This window comes from Arenimonas oryziterrae DSM 21050 = YC6267 (assembly GCF_000420545.1).
Lineage (GTDB): Bacteria > Pseudomonadota > Gammaproteobacteria > Xanthomonadales > Xanthomonadaceae > Arenimonas > Arenimonas oryziterrae.
Genome location: NZ_ATVD01000002.1, coordinates 504,714 through 524,942, shown reverse-complemented (window position 1 = coordinate 524,942; position 20,229 = coordinate 504,714). Strand labels below are relative to the sequence as shown.

Here is a 20,229-nt window from a genome sequence, read left to right as displayed (position 1 = left end):
GAGAGCGTCCACCCGTTGCCGAGCCCTGGAGGTTTCATGAACCGCATGTCCCATCGTGTCCTTGGTCTGAGCCTGTTGTCCCTTGCCCTGGTCGGCACGGCCGTGGCCGATGGCCTGCCGCGTTCGCCTTCTGCGCCGGACGCCGAGGTGTATTTCATTTCGCCCAAGAGCGGCTCGGTCATCAGCGGCGAAGTGACGATCCGCTTCGGCCTGCGCGGCATGGGCGTCGCCCCGGCCGGCACCCAGGTGGAAAACACCGGGCATCATCACCTGATCATCGATTCGCCCCTGCCGGACCTGAACCAGCCGATCCCGATGGACGACAAGCACCTGCATTTCGGCAAGGGTCAGACCGAAGTGACGCTCAAGCTGCCGGCCGGAAAGCACACGCTCCAGCTGGTTTTCGCCGATGGCAGCCATGTCCCGCATACGCCGCCGCTGGTGTCCGAGCAGATTCGCCTGACCACGGTCGGGCACTGAGGGCAGGGAGGCGGCACCGGAGCCTGGGCTCCGGTAAAATCGCCGGTTCTCGCCCTTCGAGCCCGGCCCGATGACCTGCCGCACCCGTTTTGCCCCCAGTCCCACCGGTTTCCTGCATATCGGCGGCGCCCGCACGGCGCTCTATTGCTATCTGGAAGCACGCCGCCGCGGCGGCCAGTTCGTGCTGCGTGTCGAGGACACCGACCAGGAACGCTCCACGCAGGAGGCCGTGCAGGCCATCCTCGACGCGATGGACTGGATGGGCCTGGAATACGACGAGGGTCCGATTTACCAGACCCAGCGCCTGGACCGCTATCGCCAGGTTGCCGAGCAGATGGTCGCCGACGGCAAGGCCTACTACGCCTACGAGACCAAGGAAGAACTCGAAGCGATGCGCGACGCCGCGCTCGCGATCAAGGAAAAGCCGCGTTACAACGGCGCCTACCGCGACGCCAATGCGCCGTTCCGCGACGACCCGAACCGCGTGATCCGCTTCAAGAACCCGCTGACCGGCAGCGTCGTGTTCGAGGACAAGATCAAGGGTCGCATCGAGTGGAGCAATACCGAGCTCGACGATCTGGTGATCTTCCGCTCCGACGGCTATCCGACCTACAACTTCGCCGTCGTCGTCGACGATCTCGACATGCAGATCACCGACGTGATCCGCGGCGACGACCACGTCAACAACACGCCGCGCCAGATCAACATCTACCACGCGCTCGGCGCGACGGTGCCGCATTTCTCGCACATGCCGATGATCCTCGACCCCGAGGGCAACAAGCTGTCCAAGCGTCACGGTGCGGCCAATGTCATGCAGTACCGCGACGACGGCTATCTGCCGCATGCGCTGATGAACTATCTCGTCCGCCTGGGCTGGTCGCATGGCGACCAGGAAATCTTCAGCAAGGACGAGATGATCGCGCTGTTCCAGATCGAAAACGTCAATTCCAAGGCTTCGCGCCTGGACCCGGACAAGCTCGGCTGGCTCAACCAGCACTATCTCAAGAGCGACGATCCGAACGAGGTCGCCAAGCATTTCGTCTGGCATCTCACGCAGGCCGGCTACGACCTCGCACGTGGCCCGAAACCCGCCGACGTCGTGGTGGCGTTGCGCGATCGCGTGCAGACGCTCAAGGACATGGCGGCGCGCGCCGCGGTCTGGTATCTGCCGCTGGAAACCTACGACGAAGCCGCCGTCGCCAAGCATCTGGTCGCGGCAGCGGAAGCGCCGCTCGTGGCGGTGCGCGATCGCCTGGCCCTCATCGGCGAGTGGTCGCCCGAATCCGTGCATGCCGCGCTGGCGGCGACCGGCGAAGCGTTGTCGGTGGGTCTGGGCAAGATCGCCCAGCCGCTGCGCGTCGCGATCACCGGTACGCAGGTGTCGCCGTCGATCGAGCACACGGTGTTCCTGGCCGGCCAGGCCGAGGCGCTGGCGCGCATCGACGCGGCCTTGATCCGCGTCCGCCGGTCGGCGGCTTGAAACCCGCCCGGAGCAAGCCCAACCTAGGGTCATGAGCAAGCACGCGCACGATCACGCCTGCACCGACCCGGGTCATCACGTGCACGATGCCGAGGGTTTCGTGTCGGCGGTGGAGCAGGCCTGCGAAGCCCGCGGCTTGCGTCTGACACCGTTGCGCGCGCAGGTGCTGGGCCTGGTCGCGGCGGCCGGCAAGCCGATCAAGGCCTACGATCTTCTTGACCGCATGAAATCAGAAACGGGATCGGTGGCGCCGCCGACGGTGTATCGGGCGCTGGATTTCCTGCTCGAACAGGGCTTCATCCATCGCTTGGCATCGATCAACGCGTTCGTGAGTTGTCACCATCCGCAGGTGCAGCACTCGGTGCCGTTTCTGATCTGCGACAACTGCCAGAACGCGATCGAACTCGAAGACAAGCGCATCACCGGCCTGCTCGATACGCAGGCCCGGGAGCTGGGCTTCATCCCGCGCGCGCAGACGCTCGAAGTCCACGGCATCTGCGCTGCCTGTGCGGCGGCAACGCGATAGACGAACTCTTCGACGCGCAGCATGCGGGCCGTGCGCCGCAGCGCAGGCAAAAAAAAGCCACCGGGTGGGGACTCCGGCGGCTTGAAGATCGCTGTGACGATCGTCGTTGTTTCCGTATCCCGGCATGCCGGTACGGCTTTATCTAATCTGGACGGGCGTAATGACGTCGTCGTTGCATCGCGATGACGTCTGGTGAAAACGACGTCGGAAATCGCGTGGTTCGATCGATTGGCGTGTGGCCCCTGTGCAAAAGTTTCCCATGCGATTTGCTCATGCTGGCTGAACGCATAGTCGTTGATGACGTTGACAAGTGCGCACGCGTCTGCCGACGGCGTGCACGAAAAAACACGTACGTCGACGTATGCAATTCGTCGCGTCGCATCGAAAACCGTGACGCGCCGATGGCGAGGCGGGGTGGCGATCCGGGCCCGGCTTGGCCGGGCTTGCTCCCGGATAGAGCGCAATGTTATATTATTACAAATGCAGTCCGCCCCGCCCAAACTCCTGTCCGTCCCGCCGCCGCGCGCCCGCTCGCGCTGGGCGACCTGGGCCGATTCCGTCGGTTCGGCCGGCGCGGTCGTTTGCGCAGTCCATTGCGCGGTGCTGCCGTTCGCGATCGCTCTGTTGCCGGCTCTCGGACTGGGGTGGCTAGCCTCATCCGGCATCGAGTTGGGGTATGTCGCTTTCGCCACCGCGCTCGCGGTCGCGAGCCTGTGGCAAGGCTATCGGCGCCATCGCGTTTATCGCGCGCTGGCCTTCCTGGTACCGGGCCTGGCCGCCGTCTGGGCGGGAATCCTGGTGCCGGCGCTGCACGAGGATGTCGTGCGCCATGCCGTCGTGATGACCTTCGGCGGCACGCTGATTGCGGTCGCACACCTGATCAATCTGCGCCTGACGCACGGTCACGTGCACGACGCGGGCTGCGCCCACCACCACTGAGCTTGGTCGGCTGTGCTCGCGGATGGTAGGCTACGCGCCTCGGAATCCACACTCGAAAGGAAATCACCATGGGCAAGGGCGACCGCAAGACCGCGAAAGGCAAGCGCAACATCTCCAGCTACGGCAATGCCCGTGGCACCACCGTCAAGAAGGTCGTGACCAAGGCCGCTGCCACCCCGAAGGCGCCCGTCGCTGCCAAGAAGGCGCCGGCGAAGAAGGCTGCCGCCAAGTAATTCCGCGCCTGTCGCGAACGAACGAAGCCCCGCCGATGCGGGGCTTCTTCGTTTGGGCGGGCGTGTGTCGCGCGCTGACTCAGTCGACGGCGTGCCCAGCGATGAACAGGCGTCGCAGCGGATCGCCGCCCAGCCAGTACGACAGCTCGGCCGGATGCGCGATGTTCCATTCGGCGACGTCCGCGCGCAGGCCGACGGCGAGCACGCCGCGATCGGCCAGGCCGAGCGCTTTCGCCGCATGCGTGGTGGCGCCGCGCAGGGCTTCCTCGGGCGTGATGCGGAAATGCGTGCAGGCCAGCGACATCGCCAGCCGCAGGGATTGCAGCGGCGACGTGCCCGGATTGAGATCGGTCGATACGGCCATCGCGACGCCGTGTTGGCGCAGCAAGGCGATCGGCGGCAGCCGCGTCTCGCGCAGCACATGGAACGCACCGGGCAGCAGCACCGCGACCGTCCCGTGCTCGGCCATCGCGCGCACGCCGTTTTCCTCGACGTATTCGAGGTGGTCCGCCGACAGGCCGTCGAACTGCGCGCACAGGGCGGCACCGCCGAGATCACTGAGCTGATCGGCATGCAGCTTCACCGGCAGGCCGAGTTCGCGCGCGGCCTCGAACATGCGCCGCGTCTGCACCGGGCTGAAGCCGATGCCTTCGCAGAAAGCATCAACGGCATCGACCAGGCCTTCGGCATGCAAGGCGCTCAGCCAGCCGCAGGCCGCGGCGATGTAGTCGTCGGCCTGTCCGGCGTACTCGCGCGGCAAGGCGTGTGCGCCGAGATACGTGGTGCGCACGGTCATGCCCAGTTCGTCGCCGATGCGCCGCGCGACGCGCAGCATCTTGCGTTCGCTGTCGCAGTCCAGGCCATAACCGGATTTGATTTCGAGCGTCGCCACGCCGTCGGCGCGCAAGGCCCGTGCGCGTGGCAAGGCGGCCGCCAGCAACGCCTCTTCCGAACTGGCGCGGGTCGCGGCGACGGTGGCGAGAATGCCGCCGCCTTCGCGCGCGATCTGCTCGTAGCTCACGCCCTGCAGGCGGCGTTCGAATTCCGGTGCCCGGCTGCCGGCGAACACCAGATGCGTGTGGCAATCGATCAGGGCCGGCGTCAACCAGTGACCGTTCGCGGACTGGACGTGTTCGGCCAGCGCGTCCAGCGCGGCCGGCAAGTCCGATTGCGCGCCAGCGAACGCGATCCGGCCGTCCTTGAAGGCGATCGCCGCGTCTTCGATCGCACCATAGCCCTCGAGATCGGCGCGCAGCGTCGCCAGTCGGGCGTCGGTGATCAGCCGGTCCCAGGGTTTCATCGGATCGCTCCGTCCGCGCGCAGGGCGCCCGGGTTCTGGCCACAGGCGCGCGCGATGTCGTCGCTGTGTTCGCCCAACTGCGGTGGCGGCCGGCGGTAGGCGACTGGCGTCGCGTCGAGATTCAGCGGGCTGCCGATCAGCGGCACGCCGCCGAGCTCGACGAGCAAGCCGCGCGCCGCCGCGACCGGATGCTCGAGCGCCTGCTTGACCGAGTTGATCGGCGCGGCCGGCACGCCGGCGGCATCGAACAGCTGCAGCCAATGCGCGCAGGTTTCGCCGGAGAACACGCGATCCATTTCCTCGCACAGCGCTTCGCGATTTTTCACGCGCGCGGCGTTGTTGAGATAGCGCGGCTCGCGCAACCAATCTTCGCGGTCGAGCGCCTCGCAGGTCTGCACCCACAGTTTCTCGCTGGCGACCGCCAGCACGAATTCGCCGTCGCTGCCGTGGAAAGCCTGGTAGGGCACGATGCTCGGATGCGTATTGCCGAAGCGCGGCGCGTCCTCGCCGGTGAACAGGACATTGCTGCCGACATTGGCCAGCCAGCTCAGTTGCGTGTCGAACAGGGAGATGTCGATGCGCTGGCCGCGTCCGCTGACATGCCGGTGTTGCAGCGCGGCAAGAATGGCGATCGTCGCGTTCTGTCCGGTCGCCAGATCCGCGACCGCCACGCCAACCTTGTGCGGCTCGCCGTCGATGTCGCCGGTGATCGCCATGAGCCCGGCTTCGGCTTGCACGACATAGTCGTAGCCCGGACGCGTCGCGCCCGGTCCGGTGCGGCCGTAGCCGGAGATCGAGCAATAGATCAATCGTGGATTGATCGCCGACAGCTCGGCGTAGCCCACGCCGAGGGCCTCGGCGGCGCCGGTGCGATAGTTCTCGATCAGCACGTCGGCTTCGCGCACCAGGGCTTCGACCAGCGGTCGCGCGGCGGGTGCGCGCAGGTCGATCGCGAGCGATCGCTTGTTGCGGTTGCAGCAGGCGAAATACGCCGACAGACCGTCCTTGAACGGTGGGCCGAGGCCGCGCGTGTCGTCGCCTTCGAAGGGTTCGAGCTTGATGACGTCCGCGCCCAGATCTGCCAGCTGCATGCCGCACCAGGGGCCGGCGAGCACGCGCGAGAGTTCGAGGACGACGATACCGGACAGGGCGGACATGGGGCGATTGTAAGCGGCTAGAATCGACAAATGCGCGAACCGACCTTGCCCGGCATCCCCAATATCCACTCGCACGCCTTCCAGCGCGCCATGGCCGGCCTGGCCGAACGGCAGACCGACCCCGCTGACAGCTTTTGGACCTGGCGCGAGCTGATGTATCGCTTTGCTGGTCGGATCACGCCGCAGACGCAGTACGACATCGCCGCCCAGTTGTATGCGGAGCTGCTCGAAGCGGGGTACACGAGCGTCTGCGAGTTCCACTACCTGCATCACCAGCCCGACGGAAGGCCCTACGACGATCCCGCCGCGATGTCGCGCGCGATCATCGCGGCCGCGCGCGACACCGGCATCCGCCTCACCTTGTTGCCGGTGCTGTACATGACCGGAGGCTTCGACGGCCGCGCCTTGTCGGAACGGCAGCAGCGATTCGGCCACACGGTGGATGCCTATCTGTCCTTGCTGGCGACGCTGCGCGCGGAAGAGGACGCGCGCTTGCGCGTCGGGGTCGCGTTGCACAGCTTGCGCGCGGTGCCGGAGTTCGCGCTGCGCGAAGTCTTGTCGGCGATCGGTTCGCAGACCTTGCCGATCCACATCCACATCGCCGAGCAGACGGCGGAAGTCGACGATTGCCTGGCCACGCGCGGCGCGCGCCCGGTCGAATGGCTGCTGGAAAACGCCGCCGTCGATGAACGCTGGACGCTCGTGCACGCCACGCATCTCACGCCCGGCGAAGTCCGCGGCATCGCCGAGCGCCGCGCCGTGGTCGGCCTGTGTCCGACGACGGAAGCCAATCTCGGCGATGGCTTGTTTCCGCTGCGGGAATTTCTCGACCAGGGCGGACGCATCGGCATCGGTTCGGATTCAAACGTGTCGGTGTCGCCTGTCGAAGAATTGCGTTGGCTCGAATACGGGCAACGTCTGCTGGTGCGTGGCCGCAATATCGCCTCGACCCCGGCACAGCCCAGCGCCGGCGGTCGTCTGTTCGACGCCGTGATCGCGGGTGGCCTGCAGTCCTGCCAGCAGACGGGGCAGGCGGCGGATCGCGTGGTGCTCGACGCCGACGCGCCTGCGCTTGCAGCCGTCACCGACGACAGCCTGCACGACCGGTTCGTGTTCGCGGGCAACCAGCCGCTGGTAAAAACGGTAACGATCGAAGGTCGTTGCGTGGTCGCCGACGGACGCCATCCACAGCGGGACGCCATCGCGGCCCGCTACCGCGCCGCGTTGAACGGACTGCTGGCCTGAGTCAGTGCCCGGCGTGCGGATCGACGGTCGGCGCGCTGCTGGGCGGCGTTTCGATCCCGGCTACCGCAAACTCCACATCGACCTTGCCGGCGCGCGCGAAGTGCAGCGTCGCCTTGATCCGGTCGCCGTCCTTCCACGGCTGCGTGGGCCCGATGAACATCAGGTGCACGCGATACGGTTCGAGCACGACCTGCTTGCCGGCGGGAATGGGCAGGCCGTCGTTGAGCTGCCGCATGACCATGATGTCGACCTCGCGGACCATCTCGTGGATTTCCACGCGCGCCGCGGATCGCGTCGTGACCGAGACGAGGCGATCGTTCCGGCGGCCGGTGTTGTCGATCTTCAGATAGCCGGCTGCGACCTGGGCGTTCGGTGGCGTCGCCCGAGCCCAGGGATGCCCGATCTTCAGTGCGCCGACCTTGAACTCGTGCGCGGCGGCGATCAGGGGCAAGACGACCAGCAGGGCGAGGAACCAGGGACGGGCGAGACGCATCGGAGGCCACCGGCGGAAAAGTTGCGCCATTCTAGGTTAAGCCCGGTCGCGACTCATGCGACCGATTGCCGCAGGGCGTCGTCGGCGCAATCCCCGACGGGCACGGAGGGCCTCGTTTCAGGGACGCAACGAACTCGGCAAGATCAGCAGGGTTTCAAGGGTATGTAGCCTCAGGCAGTAAGAACAAGCTTGAGACCGGCGATGACGAGGACCGTCGCCAACAGTCGCTTGATGATCGCCGGCGAAAAGCGGCGGCTGCCGAAATACGAGCCCGCCGCGCCGCCCGCCATTGCTGCGATCGCCAGTGGCAGCACGAACGCCGGCACCTGTCGCGTGCTGCTGAAGTTTCCCAGCAGACCGGAAATCGAATTGACCAGGATGAACAGGGCCGACGTAGCGGCGGCGGTCTTGGTGCGTGCCCAGCGCAGGATCAACAGCAGCGGAGTCAGGAAAATTCCGCCGCCGGTCCCGGTCAGGCCGGCGAACAGCCCGAGCACGCCACCCGAGGCGATGGCGACGGGACGTGACGGTTCCGCGCGAACGTCGTCGACGTGCGGATTCCAGAAAAAATGCGCCGCGGAAAGCAGCAACACGATGCCCACGAGCACCTTGAAGACGTGGGTCGGCAGATTGATATAGCCGCCCACGAACGCCATCGGGATCGACAGCAGGGCAAACGGCCAGAACAATCGCCAGGAAAAGTGGCCGGCGCGCCAGAACTGCCAGGTGCCGATGCTCGCCACGAGGATGTTCAACACCAGCGCACTGGGTTTGATGACCGCCGGGGCCAGCGACGCCAGCGACATGACCGCGATGTAGCCGGAGGCGCCGGCATGACCGACCGAGGCATACAGGAAAGCGACCACGAGAATGGCGAGCGCAATCAAGGCAAGCGATTCAATCGGCATACGGGGCCATCCGCGAGAAAGCGCGGAGTGTAGCCGGAAATCGTGACGCTTCACTTCATCGGAAAGCAGGACAGTGGTTCGGGTAATCAAAAGGCCAGCGAAGCCTGTGGCGTGCCCACGCCCTCGTGCGCGAGCAGAAATTGCTTGATCGGCAAGCCACCACCGAAGCCGGTCAGGCTGCCGTCCGCACCGATCACGCGATGACAGGGCAAGAGGATCGGCAAGGGATTGCGGCCGTTCGCGGCGCCGACGGCGCGCACGGCTTTCGGCTCGCCGAGGCGGCGCGCGACGTCGCCGTAGCTCCAGGTCGCACCGAAGGGAATCTCCGCGAGCACGGTCCAGACGCGGCGCTGGAACGGTGTGCCGACTGGATCCAGCGGCAGGTCGAATTGGCGACGCTCGCCTTCGAAATACGCCAGCAATTGCTCGCGTGCCGCACGCAAGGGCGCGCCGTCGCGTTTCCAGCCGGACCGGTCGCCGATGTCGTGCCGGTTGCTCGGGAACAGCACATGGCGCAGCGCCTGTGGCTCGCCGGCGATCGTCAGCAGGCCGATCGGCGTATCGAATTGATCGAACCACATCAGCGTTTCTCCTTGGGTCGGTCGCCCGACAGATGCCACAGCTGCAGCACCGCATAAGCGCGCCACGGTCGCCAGGATTGCGAGCGTGCTTCGGTGTCGCGCTCGCTCAACCGCTTCTCGCCGCCGAGCACCTGCTGCAACACCAGATCGCCGGCGGGGAAGGCGTCGGGATGACTGAGCGCGCGCATCGCCACGTGATGCGCGGTCCATGGGCCGATGCCCGGCAGCGCAACAAGGGCATCGACGAATTCCTGCAAACGTTGCCCCGCGCCGAAATGCACGCGACCGGCGATCGTCGCTGCGGCGAGCGAACGCAGGCTCGCGGCGCGCGACTTCGGCAGGCCGATTGTTTCCAGCGGTGCGTCGAGCAGGCTTTCCGGCGTCGGGAACAGACGATCGAGGCCCTCGCGTGCCGGCGTGCGCTCGCAGCCGTAGGCATCGACGAGCCGGCGGGCCAGGGTGGTCGCCCCGGCCACGCTGACCTGCTGGCCGAGCACGGCGCGCACGGCGACTTCAAAACCATCCCAGCCCCCGGGCACACGCAAACCGGGGCGTTTGCGCACGGCCTGGGCGAGCAAGGGGTCGTCGGCAAACGCTGCGTGCACGGCGCCGAGATCGGCATCGAGATCGAAGATCCGGCGCACACGTCGCACGATGTCCGGAATCGCACGCGGATCGGTCTCGGAAATCTCCAGGCGCAGTTCCGGTTTGACCAAATCGGCCGTGACGCGGATCCAGGTCGATGCCTGCGCCGGTCCGATCACGCGTTCGTAGCTGTGCGGGCCGATGCGCTCGATGCCCGGGATCGCCCGTTTGCCGAGAAACGCGAGCATCGCGGCGAAGTCCAGCGGCGGCCGGTAGCCCAGACGCAGGCTTAGCATTCCCGCCGGAGTTTCGATGCGTTGCCGACGGATCGCGGTCGGCGCCATGCCGCAGCCCTCGACGAAGGCGGCGTTGAAGCGACGCAGGCTGTTGAAGCCCGCCGCCAGCGCGACCTGGGTCACCGGCAGCGAGGTCTCCGTCAGCAGTTGTTTGGCGAGCAGCAGACGTCGCGTGGTGTGCACGGCGATCGGCGTGGCACCGGCGGTGTGCAGAAAAACGCGGCGCAATTGCCGGCTGCCGATGCCGACTTGCGCGGCCAGTGTTTCGATCGACCCTTCCTGCAAGGCGCCGTCGGCGATCAGAGCGAGCGCGCGTTGCACGGCGTCTTCGCCGCCGCGTTGGTTCGCGCCGGGCGACAACTCCGGCCGGCAGCGCAGACAGGGACGGTAGCCGGCGGCGGTCGCGGCGGCGGCGCTGGGGTAGTAGGTGATGTTCTGGCGCTTCGGTGTCGGCGCCGGACACACCGGCCGGCAGTAGATGCGTGTGCTGCGCACGGCGGTGAAAAACAGCCCGTCGAAGCGTGCGTCCTTGGCGGCACGGGCGCGGTCGCAGATTTCCGGAGAGGGCATGGCCTGGGAGAGCATGGGCGCATCCTACCCTTGGACCGAAGCCCGGACTCGCCGTTTTCGGACATCGATGCCGGGTCCCGTCTGGGCGCGGTGTCGGGGTGGCTATAATTCGCATCTCGCTTCCGGAGCCCCGCATGTCCGCCAATCGAAAAGACCCGTCCCGCAAGATCCGCGCGCCGCGCGGCAATACGCTCAGCTGCCGGAGCTGGCTGACCGAGGCGGCGTACCGGATGCTGCAGAACAATCTCGACGACGAAGTCGCCGAGAATCCGCAGGAGCTGGTCGTGTACGGCGGCATCGGGCGCGCGGCACGCGATTGGCAAAGCTACGACAAGATTCTGGAAACCCTGCGCACGCTGCAGGATGACCAGACCCTGCTCGTGCAGTCGGGCAAGCCGGTCGGCGTGTTTCCCTCGCATGCCGATGCCCCGCGCGTGCTCATCGCCAATTCCAACCTCGTACCGCACTGGGCGACTTGGGAGCATTTCAACGAGCTCGATAAGAAGGGCTTGATGATGTACGGGCAGATGACCGCGGGCAGCTGGATCTACATCGGCTCGCAAGGCATCGTGCAGGGCACCTACGAAACCTTCGTCGAGATGGGTCGCCAGCACTACCAAGGCGACCTGACCGGCAAATGGATTCTCACCGCCGGTCTCGGCGGCATGGGCGGCGCGCAGCCGCTCGCGGCCTCGCTGGCCGGCGCTTCGTCGCTGAACATCGAATGCCAGCAGAGCCGCATCGACATGCGCCTGCGCACGCGTTACGTCGACGAGCAGGCCAGCGATCTCGACGACGCGCTCGCGCGCCTGGAACGCTACGGCAAGGAAGGCAAGGCGCGTTCGATCGCGTTGCTCGGAAATGCAGCGGAAATCCTGCCCGAACTCGTGCGTCGCGGCGTGCGTCCCGATGCCGTCACCGACCAGACCTCCGCGCATGATCCTGTGCACGGCTATCTGCCCATCGGCTGGACGCTGGAACAGTGGTGGGACAAGCAGAAATCCGCACCGGAAGAAGTGCGCGATGCGGCCAAACAGTCCATGCGCGTGCATGTCGAAGCGATGCTGCATTTCGAAAAGCAGGGCATCCCGACCTTCGACTACGGCAACAACATCCGACAAATGGCCAAGGACGTCGGATGCGCGAACGCGTTCGATTTCCCGGGCTTCGTGCCGGCGTACGTGCGGCCGCTGTTCTGCCGCGGCGTCGGTCCGTTCCGCTGGGTCGCGCTGTCGGGCGATCCGGAAGACATCTACAAGACCGATGCGAAGGTGAAGGAACTGCTGCCGGACAACAAGCACCTGCACCGCTGGCTGGATATGGCGAAAGAACGCATCAGCTTCCAGGGTCTGCCGGCGCGCATCTGCTGGGTCGGCCTCGGCGATCGCCATCGTCTCGCGCTCGCGTTCAACGACATGGTGCGCAAGGGCGAAGTCAGTGCGCCGATCGTCATCGGTCGCGATCACCTCGACTCCGGATCAGTCGCGTCGCCGAACCGCGAAACCGAAGCGATGCTCGACGGCAGCGATGCCGTGTCCGACTGGCCGCTGCTCAACGCGATGTTGAATGTGGCCGGCGGCGCGACCTGGGTGTCCCTGCATCATGGCGGCGGCGTCGGCATGGGCTACAGCCAGCACAGCGGCGTGGTGATCGTTGCCGACGGCACGGACGCCGCCGACAAACGTCTGGCGCGCGTGCTCTGGAACGATCCCGGTACCGGTGTGATGCGCCATGCCGATGCCGGTTACGAGATCGCCAAAGCTTGCGCGAAAGAGCAGGGCCTGAACCTGCCGATGATCGGCTGAGCCGCGACGCGGCCGTGGCGAAGCACCCGCTCGACAATCCGGTCTGGTCCTCGCTGACCAGCCTGCACGCCGATCTGGCGGTCACGGCGGGGCGGGCTGCGCGCTACCCGTCGGACGTCGCGCCCTTCGTCGCGATCGGCAGCGAAGATGAGCAGGCAGACGACGACGTCGAAAGACTGGTTGCCGCCGGCGAGTCGGTCTGTTTCGTCGGCCTCGCGCCGTCGCTGTCGTCGGGCTGGAGCGTGAAGCCGGTCGTGCCGATCGCGCAGATGATTTGTCTTGCCCGTCTGGACGTCGCCGACGGCCCGCCGATCACCGAGCTGTCGCCAGCGTGTGTTGCCGACATGCTGGCGCTGACGGCGCTGGTGTATCCGTACTATTTCCGGCCGCGAACGATCGAGATGGGCCGTTATTTCGGCATACACGACGACGGCCGCTTGGTCGCGATGGCGGGCGAGCGCATGCGTTTCGACGGCCATCAGGAAATCAGCGCGGTGTGCACACACCCTGATTATCTCGGTCGTGGTTATGCGCAGCGCCTGGTCGCTGTGTTGACCAACGACATTCTCGACAGCGCCCGCGTGCCTTTTCTGCACGTCAGTCACGAGAACACGCGTGCGAAGTCGCTGTACGAACGCATGGGCTACGCGCATCGCGCGGATATCGCCCTGCTGGCGGCGACGCGTCTGGCCGGCTAGGCCGTCGTCGCGCCACCGACTGGCGCAGGTCGATCCACATCCAGCCGCGAGCGCAGGGCCATGGCCGCGGCCGGATTGCGTTCCTTGGCGCTGCTGATGAAATACACGAAGACATCGCGCGCTTGCACCGGCGCGGGCGACGCCGGCATGACCAGCGGCAGATCCGTCGGCGCACCGCCTTGCGACCAGCGGCGCGCACGCGCGGCCCAGGTGTCGAGATCGGCGTCGGTGTAGCCGGTGTCGATGTGCGCCTGACTGCGCATGAGCCGCGCGTAGACGAAGTCGCTGCAGACGTCGGCGAAGGACGGATACTTCGGTGAATCGGTGAAAACCGTCGCATGACCGTGCCGACGCATCAGGTCCAGAAACGCCGGGCACAGGAAACTGTCGTTGCGCACCTCCAGCACATGACGCAGGCGTCGGCCGTCGAGGTCGCGCGGCAGCAGATCGAGGAAGGCGGCGATTTCATCGGCATCGAAAATCCGGTTCGGTCCCAGTTGCCACAGCAAGGGGCCGAGGCGATCGCCGAGCTCGGCGAGGCCACCGGATACGAAGGCTTCGATCGCTCCGCCAGTGCCGCGCAGACTGCGGCTGTCGACGATGCGTCCGGGCGCTTTGAGCGAGAACACGAAACCGTCGGGCGTGTCCTGCGCCCACTTCGCATACACCGCCGGCTTCTGCGCGCCGTAGAAGGTGCCGTTGATCTCGATCGCGGTGAGTTTGCGGCTGGCGTATTCGAGCTCGCGCCGTTGCACCCAGCCAGACGGATAGAAGTTGTTGCGCCAGGGCACGAAGGTCCAGCCGCCGACGCCGACACGAAGGATGGCATCGGGGCCTGCCGTTGGGGAGGACAGGTCCGCGTCGGCAGTCATAGGGACGGGCTCATGGTGTTGCGGGCGCGGTGGCGACGGGTTCGATACGCAGCAGCCGGCCGTCGTCGGCATCGGTCAGCACGTAGAGCGCGCCATCCGGGCCGACGCGCACGTCGCGGATGCGAAAGCCGAACTCGCCGAGCAGTCGCTCTTCGCCGGTTACGTGTTGGTGCGTGGCGTCGAGCGTCTGGCGATTGAGATGCATCAGCGCGAGGGCGCCGACGAACACGCTGTTGCGCCACGCAGGAATGCGTGGCGAGTCGTAGAACGCCATGCCGCTCGGCGCGATCGAGGGCACCCAGTACTTGATCGGCGCCTCCATGCCGTCGGCGTGGCTGCCCTGGGCTTCAGGAATGGGCTGGCCGTCGTAGTTGATACCGAAGGTGATCAACGGCCAACCGTAGTTTTTCCCCGCCTGCGGAATGTTGATTTCGTCGCCGCCCTTGGGCCCGTGTTCGTTGACCCACAGCTGCCCGGTCCAGGGATTGAGGGCGGCGCCCTGCGGATTGCGATGGCCGTACGACCAGATTTCCGCACGGGCATCGCCGCGGCCGACGAACGGATTGTCGTCCGGGATCGTGCCGTCGGGCCACAGGCGCACGACCTTGCCCTGCAGGTGGTCAAGTTGCTGCGCGGTTTCCCGTTGATTGTTTTCACCGAGCGTAATGAACAGATGTCCCGTGCGATCGAACACCAGGCGCGAACCGAAATGATGGCCGACGCTGAGTTTCGGACTTTGCCGGAAGATCACCTGACGTTCGCTCAGCGCGCCGTCGACGAGCGTCGCGCGCATCACGGCCGTGCCGCCGCCGCCCGGGCCGGCTTCGGCGTAGGACAGGTAGATGCGGTGGTTCTGCGCGAACGCCGGATCGATCACGACATCGAGCAGTCCGCCCTGGCCTTCGGCCCAGACTTTGGGCACGCCCTTGATCGGCGCGGAAACCTGCGGACCGTCGAGCAGGCGCAGACGGCCCGGCCGCTCGGTGATCAGCGCGCGGCCGTCGGGAAGAAAGGCCAGGCTCCAGGGATGGCGCAGATTGCGCACCACGGTGGTCACGCGCAGTTTTCCGATGGCGCTGTCGGTGATCGCGACATCGGGAATCGTGCGGTCGTCGCCCGCCGCGGAGCAGCTGGCGACGAGGATGAGGCAGCACAGGCTGAGAATCCGGAGTGTCATGGGCGAGTCCGGTGGCGAAGGCGTCGGATGAACATACGGCAGTGCCGATTAAATTTCCGTGGCCGTCGCCAACGACGGTGGCGACTGGGCGACATCGGCCAGCAGCCAGTCCACGAAAGCCTGCGCCGCCGGACGCAGCCGGCGGTGCGCCGGGTAGACCACCGCGTAGCTCCAGCGCGCGCGGATGCGTGGTCCAGGCAATTCGCGCAGGCGCCCGCTGGCGAGGTAGGGCGCGACGATCTGTTCGCGCGCGAGCGCCGCGCCGAGCCCACAGGCGGCGGCATTGAGCGCATCGGTCGTGTCGCTGAAGGTGTAGCGCTCGTCGAGCTTGGCGCCGTGCACGTCGGCCGCACGGAACCAGTCATGCCAGCCTTGCCGCGCGAGATCGGAGATCAGCGGCAGCAGGGGAATGTCGGCAGCCCGCCGGATGCGTTTGATGTCGCGCAGCGTGGGCGAGGCGACCGGAAACAAGGCGTCGTCCATGAGGTGATGCGCGGTCAGTCCTGGCCAATGGCCCGGACCGTGGCGGATCGCGAGATCGGCACCACCCTCGTCGAAGCGCGTCAGCGCCACTTCGGTGTCGACATTGAGGCGGATGTCCGGATGCGCCTGGGCGAACCGCGGCAGCCGTGGCAGCAGCCAGGTGTAGGTCAGAGAGTGCAGGGTGCTGATGCGCACGCGTGCCTGTTCGTCTTTCGCGCTGCGTAGTCCGCGCAGCACGCCTTCCATGTCGGCGAGCGCACTGCTGGCGGAGTCGGCGAGTTGCCGGCCCTCTGACGTCAGCGCCACGCCGCGCGCATGACGCTGGAACAAGGCGACGCCCAGGCGCGACTCTAGCTTGCGCACGTGATGACTGACGGCGCTGGCCGTGAGATGCAGTTCTTCGGCGGCGTGCGCGAAGTTCTGGTGGCGGGCAGCCGCTTCGAACGCGGCCAGGGCAGGGAGCCAATCCGGGCGCAGGGCCATGCGAGCCTCAAATCTGATTTGTGTCTACCGGCGAAAGTATGCGCTTGTCCGGCCCGTGTGGGAGAGGAAAATGGCGGTCAGACACGAATCGAGCTCGCTGCCATGTCTTCCGTCCCGTCCGCCGTCACCGACCTGTCCCTGCCGGGCTCCCGCGCCTGGCTCACCCCGCTGGAACTGGGGGTGCTGGCGGCGATCTGGGGTGCGTCGTTCATGTTCATGCGCGTCGCGGCCAAGGACTTCGGCGCGATGCCCCTGGTCGAAATGCGTCTCGTGCTCGGCTCGCTGATCCTGCTGCCGTTCCTGTGGCGTGCGCGCGCCTCGTTCCCGGCCAAGTTGTGGCCGCGCCTGGCACTGATCGGCGCGATCAATTCGGCGGTGCCGTTCATGCTGTTCGCGTGGTCGGCGCAGCGTGCACCGGCGGGCATCGGCGCGATCACCAATGCGATGGCGGTATTGTTCACCGCGCTCGTGGCCTTCTTTTTCTACGGCGAGAAAATCGGCACGCGGCGCACGTTGGCGCTGTTCTCCGGTTTCGTCGGTGTCGTCGTGCTCGCCAGCAGCAAGACCGCCGGTGCGAGCGTGGGCTGGGCCGTCGCGGCCGGTACGTTCGCGGCCTTCCTGTACGGCATCGGCGCCAATCTCGTGCGCAAGCATCTGACCGGTCTGCCGCCCGCGGCGGTCGCCGCAGCCACCTTGTCGACGTCGGCCCTGCTGATGCTGCCGTTCGCGATCGCGAAATGGCCCGCGCATGCGATTCCGGTGCAATCCTGGCTGGCCGCGACGGCACTGGGCGTGTTGTGCACCGGCGTGGCGTACGCGGTGTACTACCGGTTGATCCAGCGCGTCGGTGCGGCACGCGCGGTGATGGTCACCTATCTCGTGCCCTTGTTTGCGGTCGCCTGGGCCTGGTTGCTGCTCGACGAACCGCTGACGGTCGCGATGCTGATCGCCGGCCTGCTGATCGTCGGCAGCGTCGCGCTGAGCCAGCGCAACGCCGGACGCTAGTCGCGCCGGGAATCGCGGCGGCAGCGTCGCCTGCCGCCTTCAATCTCAGCGCTGGTTGACACTGTGTCGGCCGGGGCCCATCAGGGCCACGGCGAGCGCGCCGAACAGGTACATGCCCTGCAGTTCCAACGCCCAGCCACCCTGCTCGTTGAGCTGGGTGAGCTGGCTCATGTGCACCAGCCACAGCGCAAACAGCATGTTGACCACGATCAGGGCTGCGCCGATGCGCGCGTGGAACCCGGCGATGACCAGCAAGGGCGCGAGCACTTCGCCGACCAGCGCACCCCAGGCCAACTGCGCGGGCAGGCCCGCGGATTGCAGCATCTGACCGATGCCGCCGACGCCGCCGGTGATCTTGGCGATGCCATGCAACAGGATCAGGGCGCCGAGCGCGACGCGGAGAATGAGCTTGCCGGCGTCCTGCAGGGCGGCCTGGTTCATGGGGGCTTCTCTATGCTGGGAGGTGAGCGGCGATGTTAGACCAGGTCGGCAACCCGCTGGCAAGCGCCAGCGTACGCAGGCGTGTGCGAAACAAGCGCTTGAATTTGCTAATGCTTCGCCCGGACCGGACAATGGCCGGAATCCAGGGAGAAACCGTGCCGTGAGCATCGACGACACAACGCAGTCCGCAACCGTCAATCTTCGCCAGTTGTGTGCCGGTTTCGCCAAACCGCATCTGGGACGCGCCCTGTGGCAGGTGCTCAACACGCTTCCGACCTTCGCTGCGCTCTGGGCGCTGATGGCCTGGAGCCAGCATGCCGGCTGGAACTATTTCTGGACCTTGCTGCTGGCGCTGCCGGCTGCGGGTCTGTACGTGCGTATCTTCATCATCCAGCACGACTGCGGCCACGGGTCGTACTTCGCCAGCGCGCGTGCGAACAACTGGGTCGGCGGCTGCCTGGGTCTGATCACGCTGTTCCCCTACGGCTACTGGAAAAAGACCCATGCCGTGCATCACGGCACCTCGGGCAATCTCGATCGCCGTGAACTGGGCGATGTCGAAACCCTGACGGTCGCCGAATACCAGGCGCGCTCGTGGTTCGGCCGCTTCAGCTACCGCTTCTATCGCAGCACGCCGGTCCTGCTGGGCATCGGACCGCTGTGGCAGTTCGTGATCAAGCATCGTTTCCCGTTCGACCTGCCGTTCTCGTGGAAGAAGGAATGGGCGAGCGTGATCATCAACAACATCCTGCTGGTCGTCGTCGGTGGCGCGCTGGGTTACCTGATCGGCTGGAAGACTGTCCTGCTGACGCATGTGCCGATCGTGCTGATCGCCGGTGCCCTGGGCGTGTGGCTGTTCTACGTGCAGCACACGTTCGAGAATGCGTACTGGTCGCGCAAGGAAAACTGGGATTCGCACCAGGCCGCGATCGCGGGTAGCTCCTACTACGCACTGCCGCGCGTGATGCACTGGTTCACCGGCAACATCGGCTATCACCACATCCACCATCTGGCCAGCCGCATTCCGAACTATCGTCTGCGCGAGGCGTTCGAGTCGCATCCGATGCTGCAGGCCGCGCCGAAACTCACGCTGTGGACGAGCCTGAAAAGCGCCCGCCTGAAGCTGTGGGACGAGGAGCTGCAGCGCATGGTGGGTTTCCCGAAGCGTTCGCGCGCCTGATCCCTCCGGCGGGTTCTTGCTGCGGTCACGCCGCGGCGCTATAACAGCACTCCCATCTTCTTCGCGGAGTGCTGTCATGATCGGTTACGTCACCCTCGGCACCAACGATTTCGACCGCGCCGCGAAGTTCTACGACGCACTGCTGGCGGAGATCGGCGCAAGCCGCTTCATGGAATCCGACCAGTTCATCGCGTGGGCGGTCTCGCCGACGCAGCCGAGCCTGGGCATCATCAAGCCGCACAACGGCAAGGAAGCGTCGGTCGGCAACGGCGTCATGGTCGCGTTGGCCGTCGACAGCCCGGAAAAAGTCGATCGCCTCTACAACAAGGCCCTCGCGCTCGGCGGCACCTGCGAAGGTCCGGCCGGTCCGCGCGGCGACACCTTCTACGCCGGCTATTTCCGCGACCCCGACGGCAACAAGCTCAACGCGTTCTGCATGCGTTGAACCGGTTGCGCGGACATTTCTATCCGGAAAGCAGTGGCATGGGGTAGGGGTTCCCGTCCATGAAGAACCTCGCCTTGCCGGCCCTGTCGGTCATGTTTCTTTGTCTCGGCTCCTGTGCTTCGACGTCAGGGAAGTCTCAGCAAGATCATGTCGCGGAGCAGCAACGCATCGCGCAGTTCGTCGGCGCTCGAAAGGATGAGTCTGTCCTCTATTTCGCCAAGGACGTGTCCACGGATGGTGCGCAGACCATCTACTATCAAATCTCTCTCGTCCGCCAGCCGGCGCGGCATGAAGGAACGGTTTGTTTCTTCCACTCGAGAACTTTCATGGTCGACGTGTTCGGCAAGAACGGACTTCGGATCGTCTACGAACCGCTGGACAGGGAAATCACCTTCGTCTCTGCGCCCGATAGGGACGAGTGCCTGCCCGAAGATGTCAGCCGTGACGCAGCGGCCATCAGTATCGAGAGTCTGATGCCGGTCATTCCGCAAGCCAAGGCCGCTGCCAGGCATTGGCTTGAGTCTGGGCCTTTGCTGGGAGACGTTTGCCGTCGATGGGTGGATCCAAGTGTCGGCACGCTGCCGACGTCGGAATTCAGGATCTCCGAGATTGGCGAAGTAGGCCCCGGGGGAGTGTTCGTTGAACTTTTCCATCCCAAAGTTTCTGGAATTGTTCGGATGCGATTTCGACGTGATGGTGCGGGCCTCGATCTGGTGGAAACCATTTGTCCGCGATGAACAGTCTTCACGCCACGTGCGCGCTGCGCTAACTGTTTGTTAGCACCCCTCGCGGATCGGGCCTTTAGAGTAGGAGCATCTTCGACGCGTCGCGTCTCCCGGGGAGATCA

22 protein-coding genes are annotated in these 20,229 nt (G+C 66.0%); 12 read left to right on the top strand and 10 right to left on the bottom strand.

Annotated elements, in window-relative coordinates; genetic code table 11:
- Positions 1-36: 36 nt before the first annotated feature.
- The 5 genes from G467_RS0107200 to G467_RS17795 all read left to right on the top strand — a co-directional run bounded on the left by G467_RS0107200 (position 37) and on the right by G467_RS17795 (position 3,658).
- Positions 37-480, top strand: a complete 444-nt coding sequence (locus G467_RS0107200; RefSeq protein WP_245559042.1) for a DUF4399 domain-containing protein — start codon at positions 37-39, stop codon at positions 478-480.
- Positions 481-550: 70 nt separating this feature from the next.
- A complete protein-coding gene (gltX, locus tag G467_RS0107195; RefSeq protein ID WP_026802457.1) occupies positions 551-1,960 on the top strand; it encodes a glutamate--tRNA ligase in 1,410 nt (469 codons plus the stop codon).
- Positions 1,961-1,991: 31 nt separating this feature from the next.
- Positions 1,992-2,486, top strand: coding sequence for a transcriptional repressor (locus G467_RS0107190; protein ID WP_022969061.1), 495 nt, complete (start codon positions 1,992-1,994; stop codon positions 2,484-2,486).
- A gap of 480 nt (positions 2,487-2,966) precedes the next feature.
- On the top strand, positions 2,967-3,425 hold the full coding sequence (locus tag G467_RS15845) for a MerC domain-containing protein (protein ID WP_081644599.1): 459 nt from the start codon (positions 2,967-2,969) through the stop codon (positions 3,423-3,425).
- A 68-nt stretch (positions 3,426-3,493) separates the two neighbouring features.
- Positions 3,494-3,658 carry a 30S ribosomal protein THX gene (locus tag G467_RS17795; protein ID WP_022969060.1) on the top strand — a complete coding sequence of 55 codons (165 nt, stop codon included), beginning with the start codon at positions 3,494-3,496 and terminating at the stop codon, positions 3,656-3,658.
- 79 nt (positions 3,659-3,737) lie between these two features.
- On the opposite strand, the gene hutI is transcribed toward G467_RS17795, so the two are convergent.
- Positions 3,738-4,958 (bottom strand): imidazolonepropionase, encoded by a 1,221-nt coding sequence (gene hutI / locus G467_RS15840; RefSeq protein WP_022969059.1) that lies wholly within the window; start codon positions 4,956-4,958, stop codon positions 3,738-3,740.
- Positions 4,955-6,115 (bottom strand): CaiB/BaiF CoA transferase family protein, encoded by a 1,161-nt coding sequence (locus G467_RS15835; RefSeq protein ID WP_033397418.1) that lies wholly within the window; start codon positions 6,113-6,115, stop codon positions 4,955-4,957. Before G467_RS15835 ends, hutI begins: the two co-directional genes overlap by 4 nt.
- Before the next feature lie 30 nt (positions 6,116-6,145).
- Between G467_RS15835 and G467_RS15830 the strand changes: the two genes are divergently transcribed.
- Positions 6,146-7,360, top strand: coding sequence for a formimidoylglutamate deiminase (locus tag G467_RS15830; protein ID WP_022969057.1), 1,215 nt, complete (start codon positions 6,146-6,148; stop codon positions 7,358-7,360).
- Position 7,361: 1 nt separating this feature from the next.
- Here the strand turns inward: G467_RS15830 and G467_RS15825 are convergent, their stop codons facing one another.
- The 4 genes from G467_RS15825 to G467_RS0107145 all read right to left on the bottom strand — a co-directional run bounded on the left by G467_RS15825 (position 7,362) and on the right by G467_RS0107145 (position 10,808).
- Positions 7,362-7,853: a copper chaperone PCu(A)C gene (locus tag G467_RS15825; protein WP_022969056.1), complete on the bottom strand. Its 492-nt coding sequence runs from the start codon at positions 7,851-7,853 to the stop codon at positions 7,362-7,364.
- Positions 7,854-8,023: 170 nt separating this feature from the next.
- Positions 8,024-8,761, bottom strand: coding sequence for a sulfite exporter TauE/SafE family protein (locus G467_RS0107155; RefSeq protein WP_022969055.1), 738 nt, complete (start codon positions 8,759-8,761; stop codon positions 8,024-8,026).
- An 86-nt stretch (positions 8,762-8,847) separates the two neighbouring features.
- The gene (locus G467_RS0107150) at positions 8,848-9,342 is read right to left on the bottom strand and encodes a methylated-DNA--[protein]-cysteine S-methyltransferase (RefSeq protein WP_022969054.1); all 495 of its coding nucleotides are present in this window, start codon (positions 9,340-9,342) and stop codon (positions 8,848-8,850) included.
- A complete protein-coding gene (locus G467_RS0107145) occupies positions 9,342-10,808 on the bottom strand; it encodes an AlkA N-terminal domain-containing protein (protein WP_022969053.1) in 1,467 nt (488 codons plus the stop codon). Before G467_RS0107145 ends, G467_RS0107150 begins: the two co-directional genes overlap by 1 nt.
- A gap of 119 nt (positions 10,809-10,927) precedes the next feature.
- Here G467_RS0107145 and hutU point away from each other — a divergent pair, with 119 nt between their 5' ends.
- The gene (hutU, locus tag G467_RS0107140; RefSeq protein ID WP_022969052.1) at positions 10,928-12,598 is read left to right on the top strand and encodes a urocanate hydratase; all 1,671 of its coding nucleotides are present in this window, start codon (positions 10,928-10,930) and stop codon (positions 12,596-12,598) included.
- A 14-nt stretch (positions 12,599-12,612) separates the two neighbouring features.
- The gene (locus G467_RS0107135) at positions 12,613-13,296 is read left to right on the top strand and encodes a GNAT family N-acetyltransferase (protein WP_022969051.1); all 684 of its coding nucleotides are present in this window, start codon (positions 12,613-12,615) and stop codon (positions 13,294-13,296) included.
- On the opposite strand, the gene G467_RS15820 is transcribed toward G467_RS0107135, so the two are convergent.
- Genes G467_RS15820 through G467_RS15810 form a run of 3 tightly spaced genes read right to left on the bottom strand, consistent with a single transcriptional unit; the run spans position 13,293 to position 16,311 of the window.
- Positions 13,293-14,168, bottom strand: a complete 876-nt coding sequence (locus G467_RS15820; RefSeq protein WP_022969050.1) for a DUF72 domain-containing protein — start codon at positions 14,166-14,168, stop codon at positions 13,293-13,295. The genes G467_RS0107135 and G467_RS15820 overlap by 4 nt on opposite strands.
- Positions 14,169-14,178: 10 nt before the next feature.
- The gene (locus G467_RS15815) at positions 14,179-15,345 is read right to left on the bottom strand and encodes a PQQ-dependent sugar dehydrogenase (RefSeq protein WP_022969049.1); all 1,167 of its coding nucleotides are present in this window, start codon (positions 15,343-15,345) and stop codon (positions 14,179-14,181) included.
- Positions 15,346-15,393: 48 nt separating this feature from the next.
- The gene (locus tag G467_RS15810) at positions 15,394-16,311 is read right to left on the bottom strand and encodes a LysR substrate-binding domain-containing protein (RefSeq protein WP_022969048.1); all 918 of its coding nucleotides are present in this window, start codon (positions 16,309-16,311) and stop codon (positions 15,394-15,396) included.
- Positions 16,312-16,413: 102 nt separating this feature from the next.
- Between G467_RS15810 and G467_RS0107115 the strand changes: the two genes are divergently transcribed.
- Positions 16,414-17,316 carry a DMT family transporter gene (locus G467_RS0107115; protein ID WP_022969047.1) on the top strand — a complete coding sequence of 301 codons (903 nt, stop codon included), beginning with the start codon at positions 16,414-16,416 and terminating at the stop codon, positions 17,314-17,316.
- 45 nt (positions 17,317-17,361) lie between these two features.
- Here G467_RS0107115 and G467_RS0107110 read toward each other — a convergent pair whose 3' ends face one another.
- On the bottom strand, positions 17,362-17,757 hold the full coding sequence (locus tag G467_RS0107110) for a DoxX family protein (RefSeq protein WP_022969046.1): 396 nt from the start codon (positions 17,755-17,757) through the stop codon (positions 17,362-17,364).
- 160 nt (positions 17,758-17,917) lie between these two features.
- Between G467_RS0107110 and G467_RS15805 the strand changes: the two genes are divergently transcribed.
- From G467_RS15805 to G467_RS0107095, 3 genes are all read left to right on the top strand, one after another.
- Positions 17,918-18,937, top strand: coding sequence for a fatty acid desaturase (locus G467_RS15805; protein ID WP_022969045.1), 1,020 nt, complete (start codon positions 17,918-17,920; stop codon positions 18,935-18,937).
- A 76-nt stretch (positions 18,938-19,013) separates the two neighbouring features.
- Positions 19,014-19,382: a VOC family protein gene (locus tag G467_RS0107100; RefSeq protein ID WP_022969044.1), complete on the top strand. Its 369-nt coding sequence runs from the start codon at positions 19,014-19,016 to the stop codon at positions 19,380-19,382.
- Between the two features lie 59 nt (positions 19,383-19,441).
- Positions 19,442-20,119: a hypothetical protein gene (locus tag G467_RS0107095; protein ID WP_022969043.1), complete on the top strand. Its 678-nt coding sequence runs from the start codon at positions 19,442-19,444 to the stop codon at positions 20,117-20,119.
- The last annotated feature ends 110 nt before the right edge of the window (positions 20,120-20,229 follow it).

Coding starts and splice junctions, on each gene's coding strand:
- G467_RS0107190 (WP_022969061.1), top strand. CDS start 1,992: ATGAGCAAGCACGCGCACGATCACGCCTGCACCGACCCGGGTCATCAC.
- G467_RS15820 (WP_022969050.1), bottom strand. CDS start 14,168: ATGACTGCCGACGCGGACCTGTCCTCCCCAACGGCAGGCCCCGATGCC.
- G467_RS0107145 (WP_022969053.1), bottom strand. CDS start 10,808: ATGCTCTCCCAGGCCATGCCCTCTCCGGAAATCTGCGACCGCGCCCGT.
- G467_RS15830 (WP_022969057.1), top strand. CDS start 6,146: ATGCGCGAACCGACCTTGCCCGGCATCCCCAATATCCACTCGCACGCC.
- G467_RS0107155 (WP_022969055.1), bottom strand. CDS start 8,761: ATGCCGATTGAATCGCTTGCCTTGATTGCGCTCGCCATTCTCGTGGTC.
- G467_RS0107095 (WP_022969043.1), top strand. CDS start 19,442: ATGAAGAACCTCGCCTTGCCGGCCCTGTCGGTCATGTTTCTTTGTCTC.
- hutU (WP_022969052.1), top strand. CDS start 10,928: ATGTCCGCCAATCGAAAAGACCCGTCCCGCAAGATCCGCGCGCCGCGC.
- G467_RS0107200 (WP_245559042.1), top strand. CDS start 37: ATGAACCGCATGTCCCATCGTGTCCTTGGTCTGAGCCTGTTGTCCCTT.
- G467_RS0107110 (WP_022969046.1), bottom strand. CDS start 17,757: ATGAACCAGGCCGCCCTGCAGGACGCCGGCAAGCTCATTCTCCGCGTC.
- G467_RS17795 (WP_022969060.1), top strand. CDS start 3,494: ATGGGCAAGGGCGACCGCAAGACCGCGAAAGGCAAGCGCAACATCTCC.
- gltX (WP_026802457.1), top strand. CDS start 551: ATGACCTGCCGCACCCGTTTTGCCCCCAGTCCCACCGGTTTCCTGCAT.
- G467_RS0107150 (WP_022969054.1), bottom strand. CDS start 9,342: ATGTGGTTCGATCAATTCGATACGCCGATCGGCCTGCTGACGATCGCC.
- G467_RS15815 (WP_022969049.1), bottom strand. CDS start 15,345: ATGACACTCCGGATTCTCAGCCTGTGCTGCCTCATCCTCGTCGCCAGC.
- G467_RS15810 (WP_022969048.1), bottom strand. CDS start 16,311: ATGGCCCTGCGCCCGGATTGGCTCCCTGCCCTGGCCGCGTTCGAAGCG.
- G467_RS0107100 (WP_022969044.1), top strand. CDS start 19,014: ATGATCGGTTACGTCACCCTCGGCACCAACGATTTCGACCGCGCCGCG.
- hutI (WP_022969059.1), bottom strand. CDS start 4,958: ATGAAACCCTGGGACCGGCTGATCACCGACGCCCGACTGGCGACGCTG.
- G467_RS15835 (WP_033397418.1), bottom strand. CDS start 6,115: ATGTCCGCCCTGTCCGGTATCGTCGTCCTCGAACTCTCGCGCGTGCTC.
- G467_RS15825 (WP_022969056.1), bottom strand. CDS start 7,853: ATGCGTCTCGCCCGTCCCTGGTTCCTCGCCCTGCTGGTCGTCTTGCCC.
- G467_RS0107115 (WP_022969047.1), top strand. CDS start 16,414: ATGTCTTCCGTCCCGTCCGCCGTCACCGACCTGTCCCTGCCGGGCTCC.
- G467_RS15845 (WP_081644599.1), top strand. CDS start 2,967: ATGCAGTCCGCCCCGCCCAAACTCCTGTCCGTCCCGCCGCCGCGCGCC.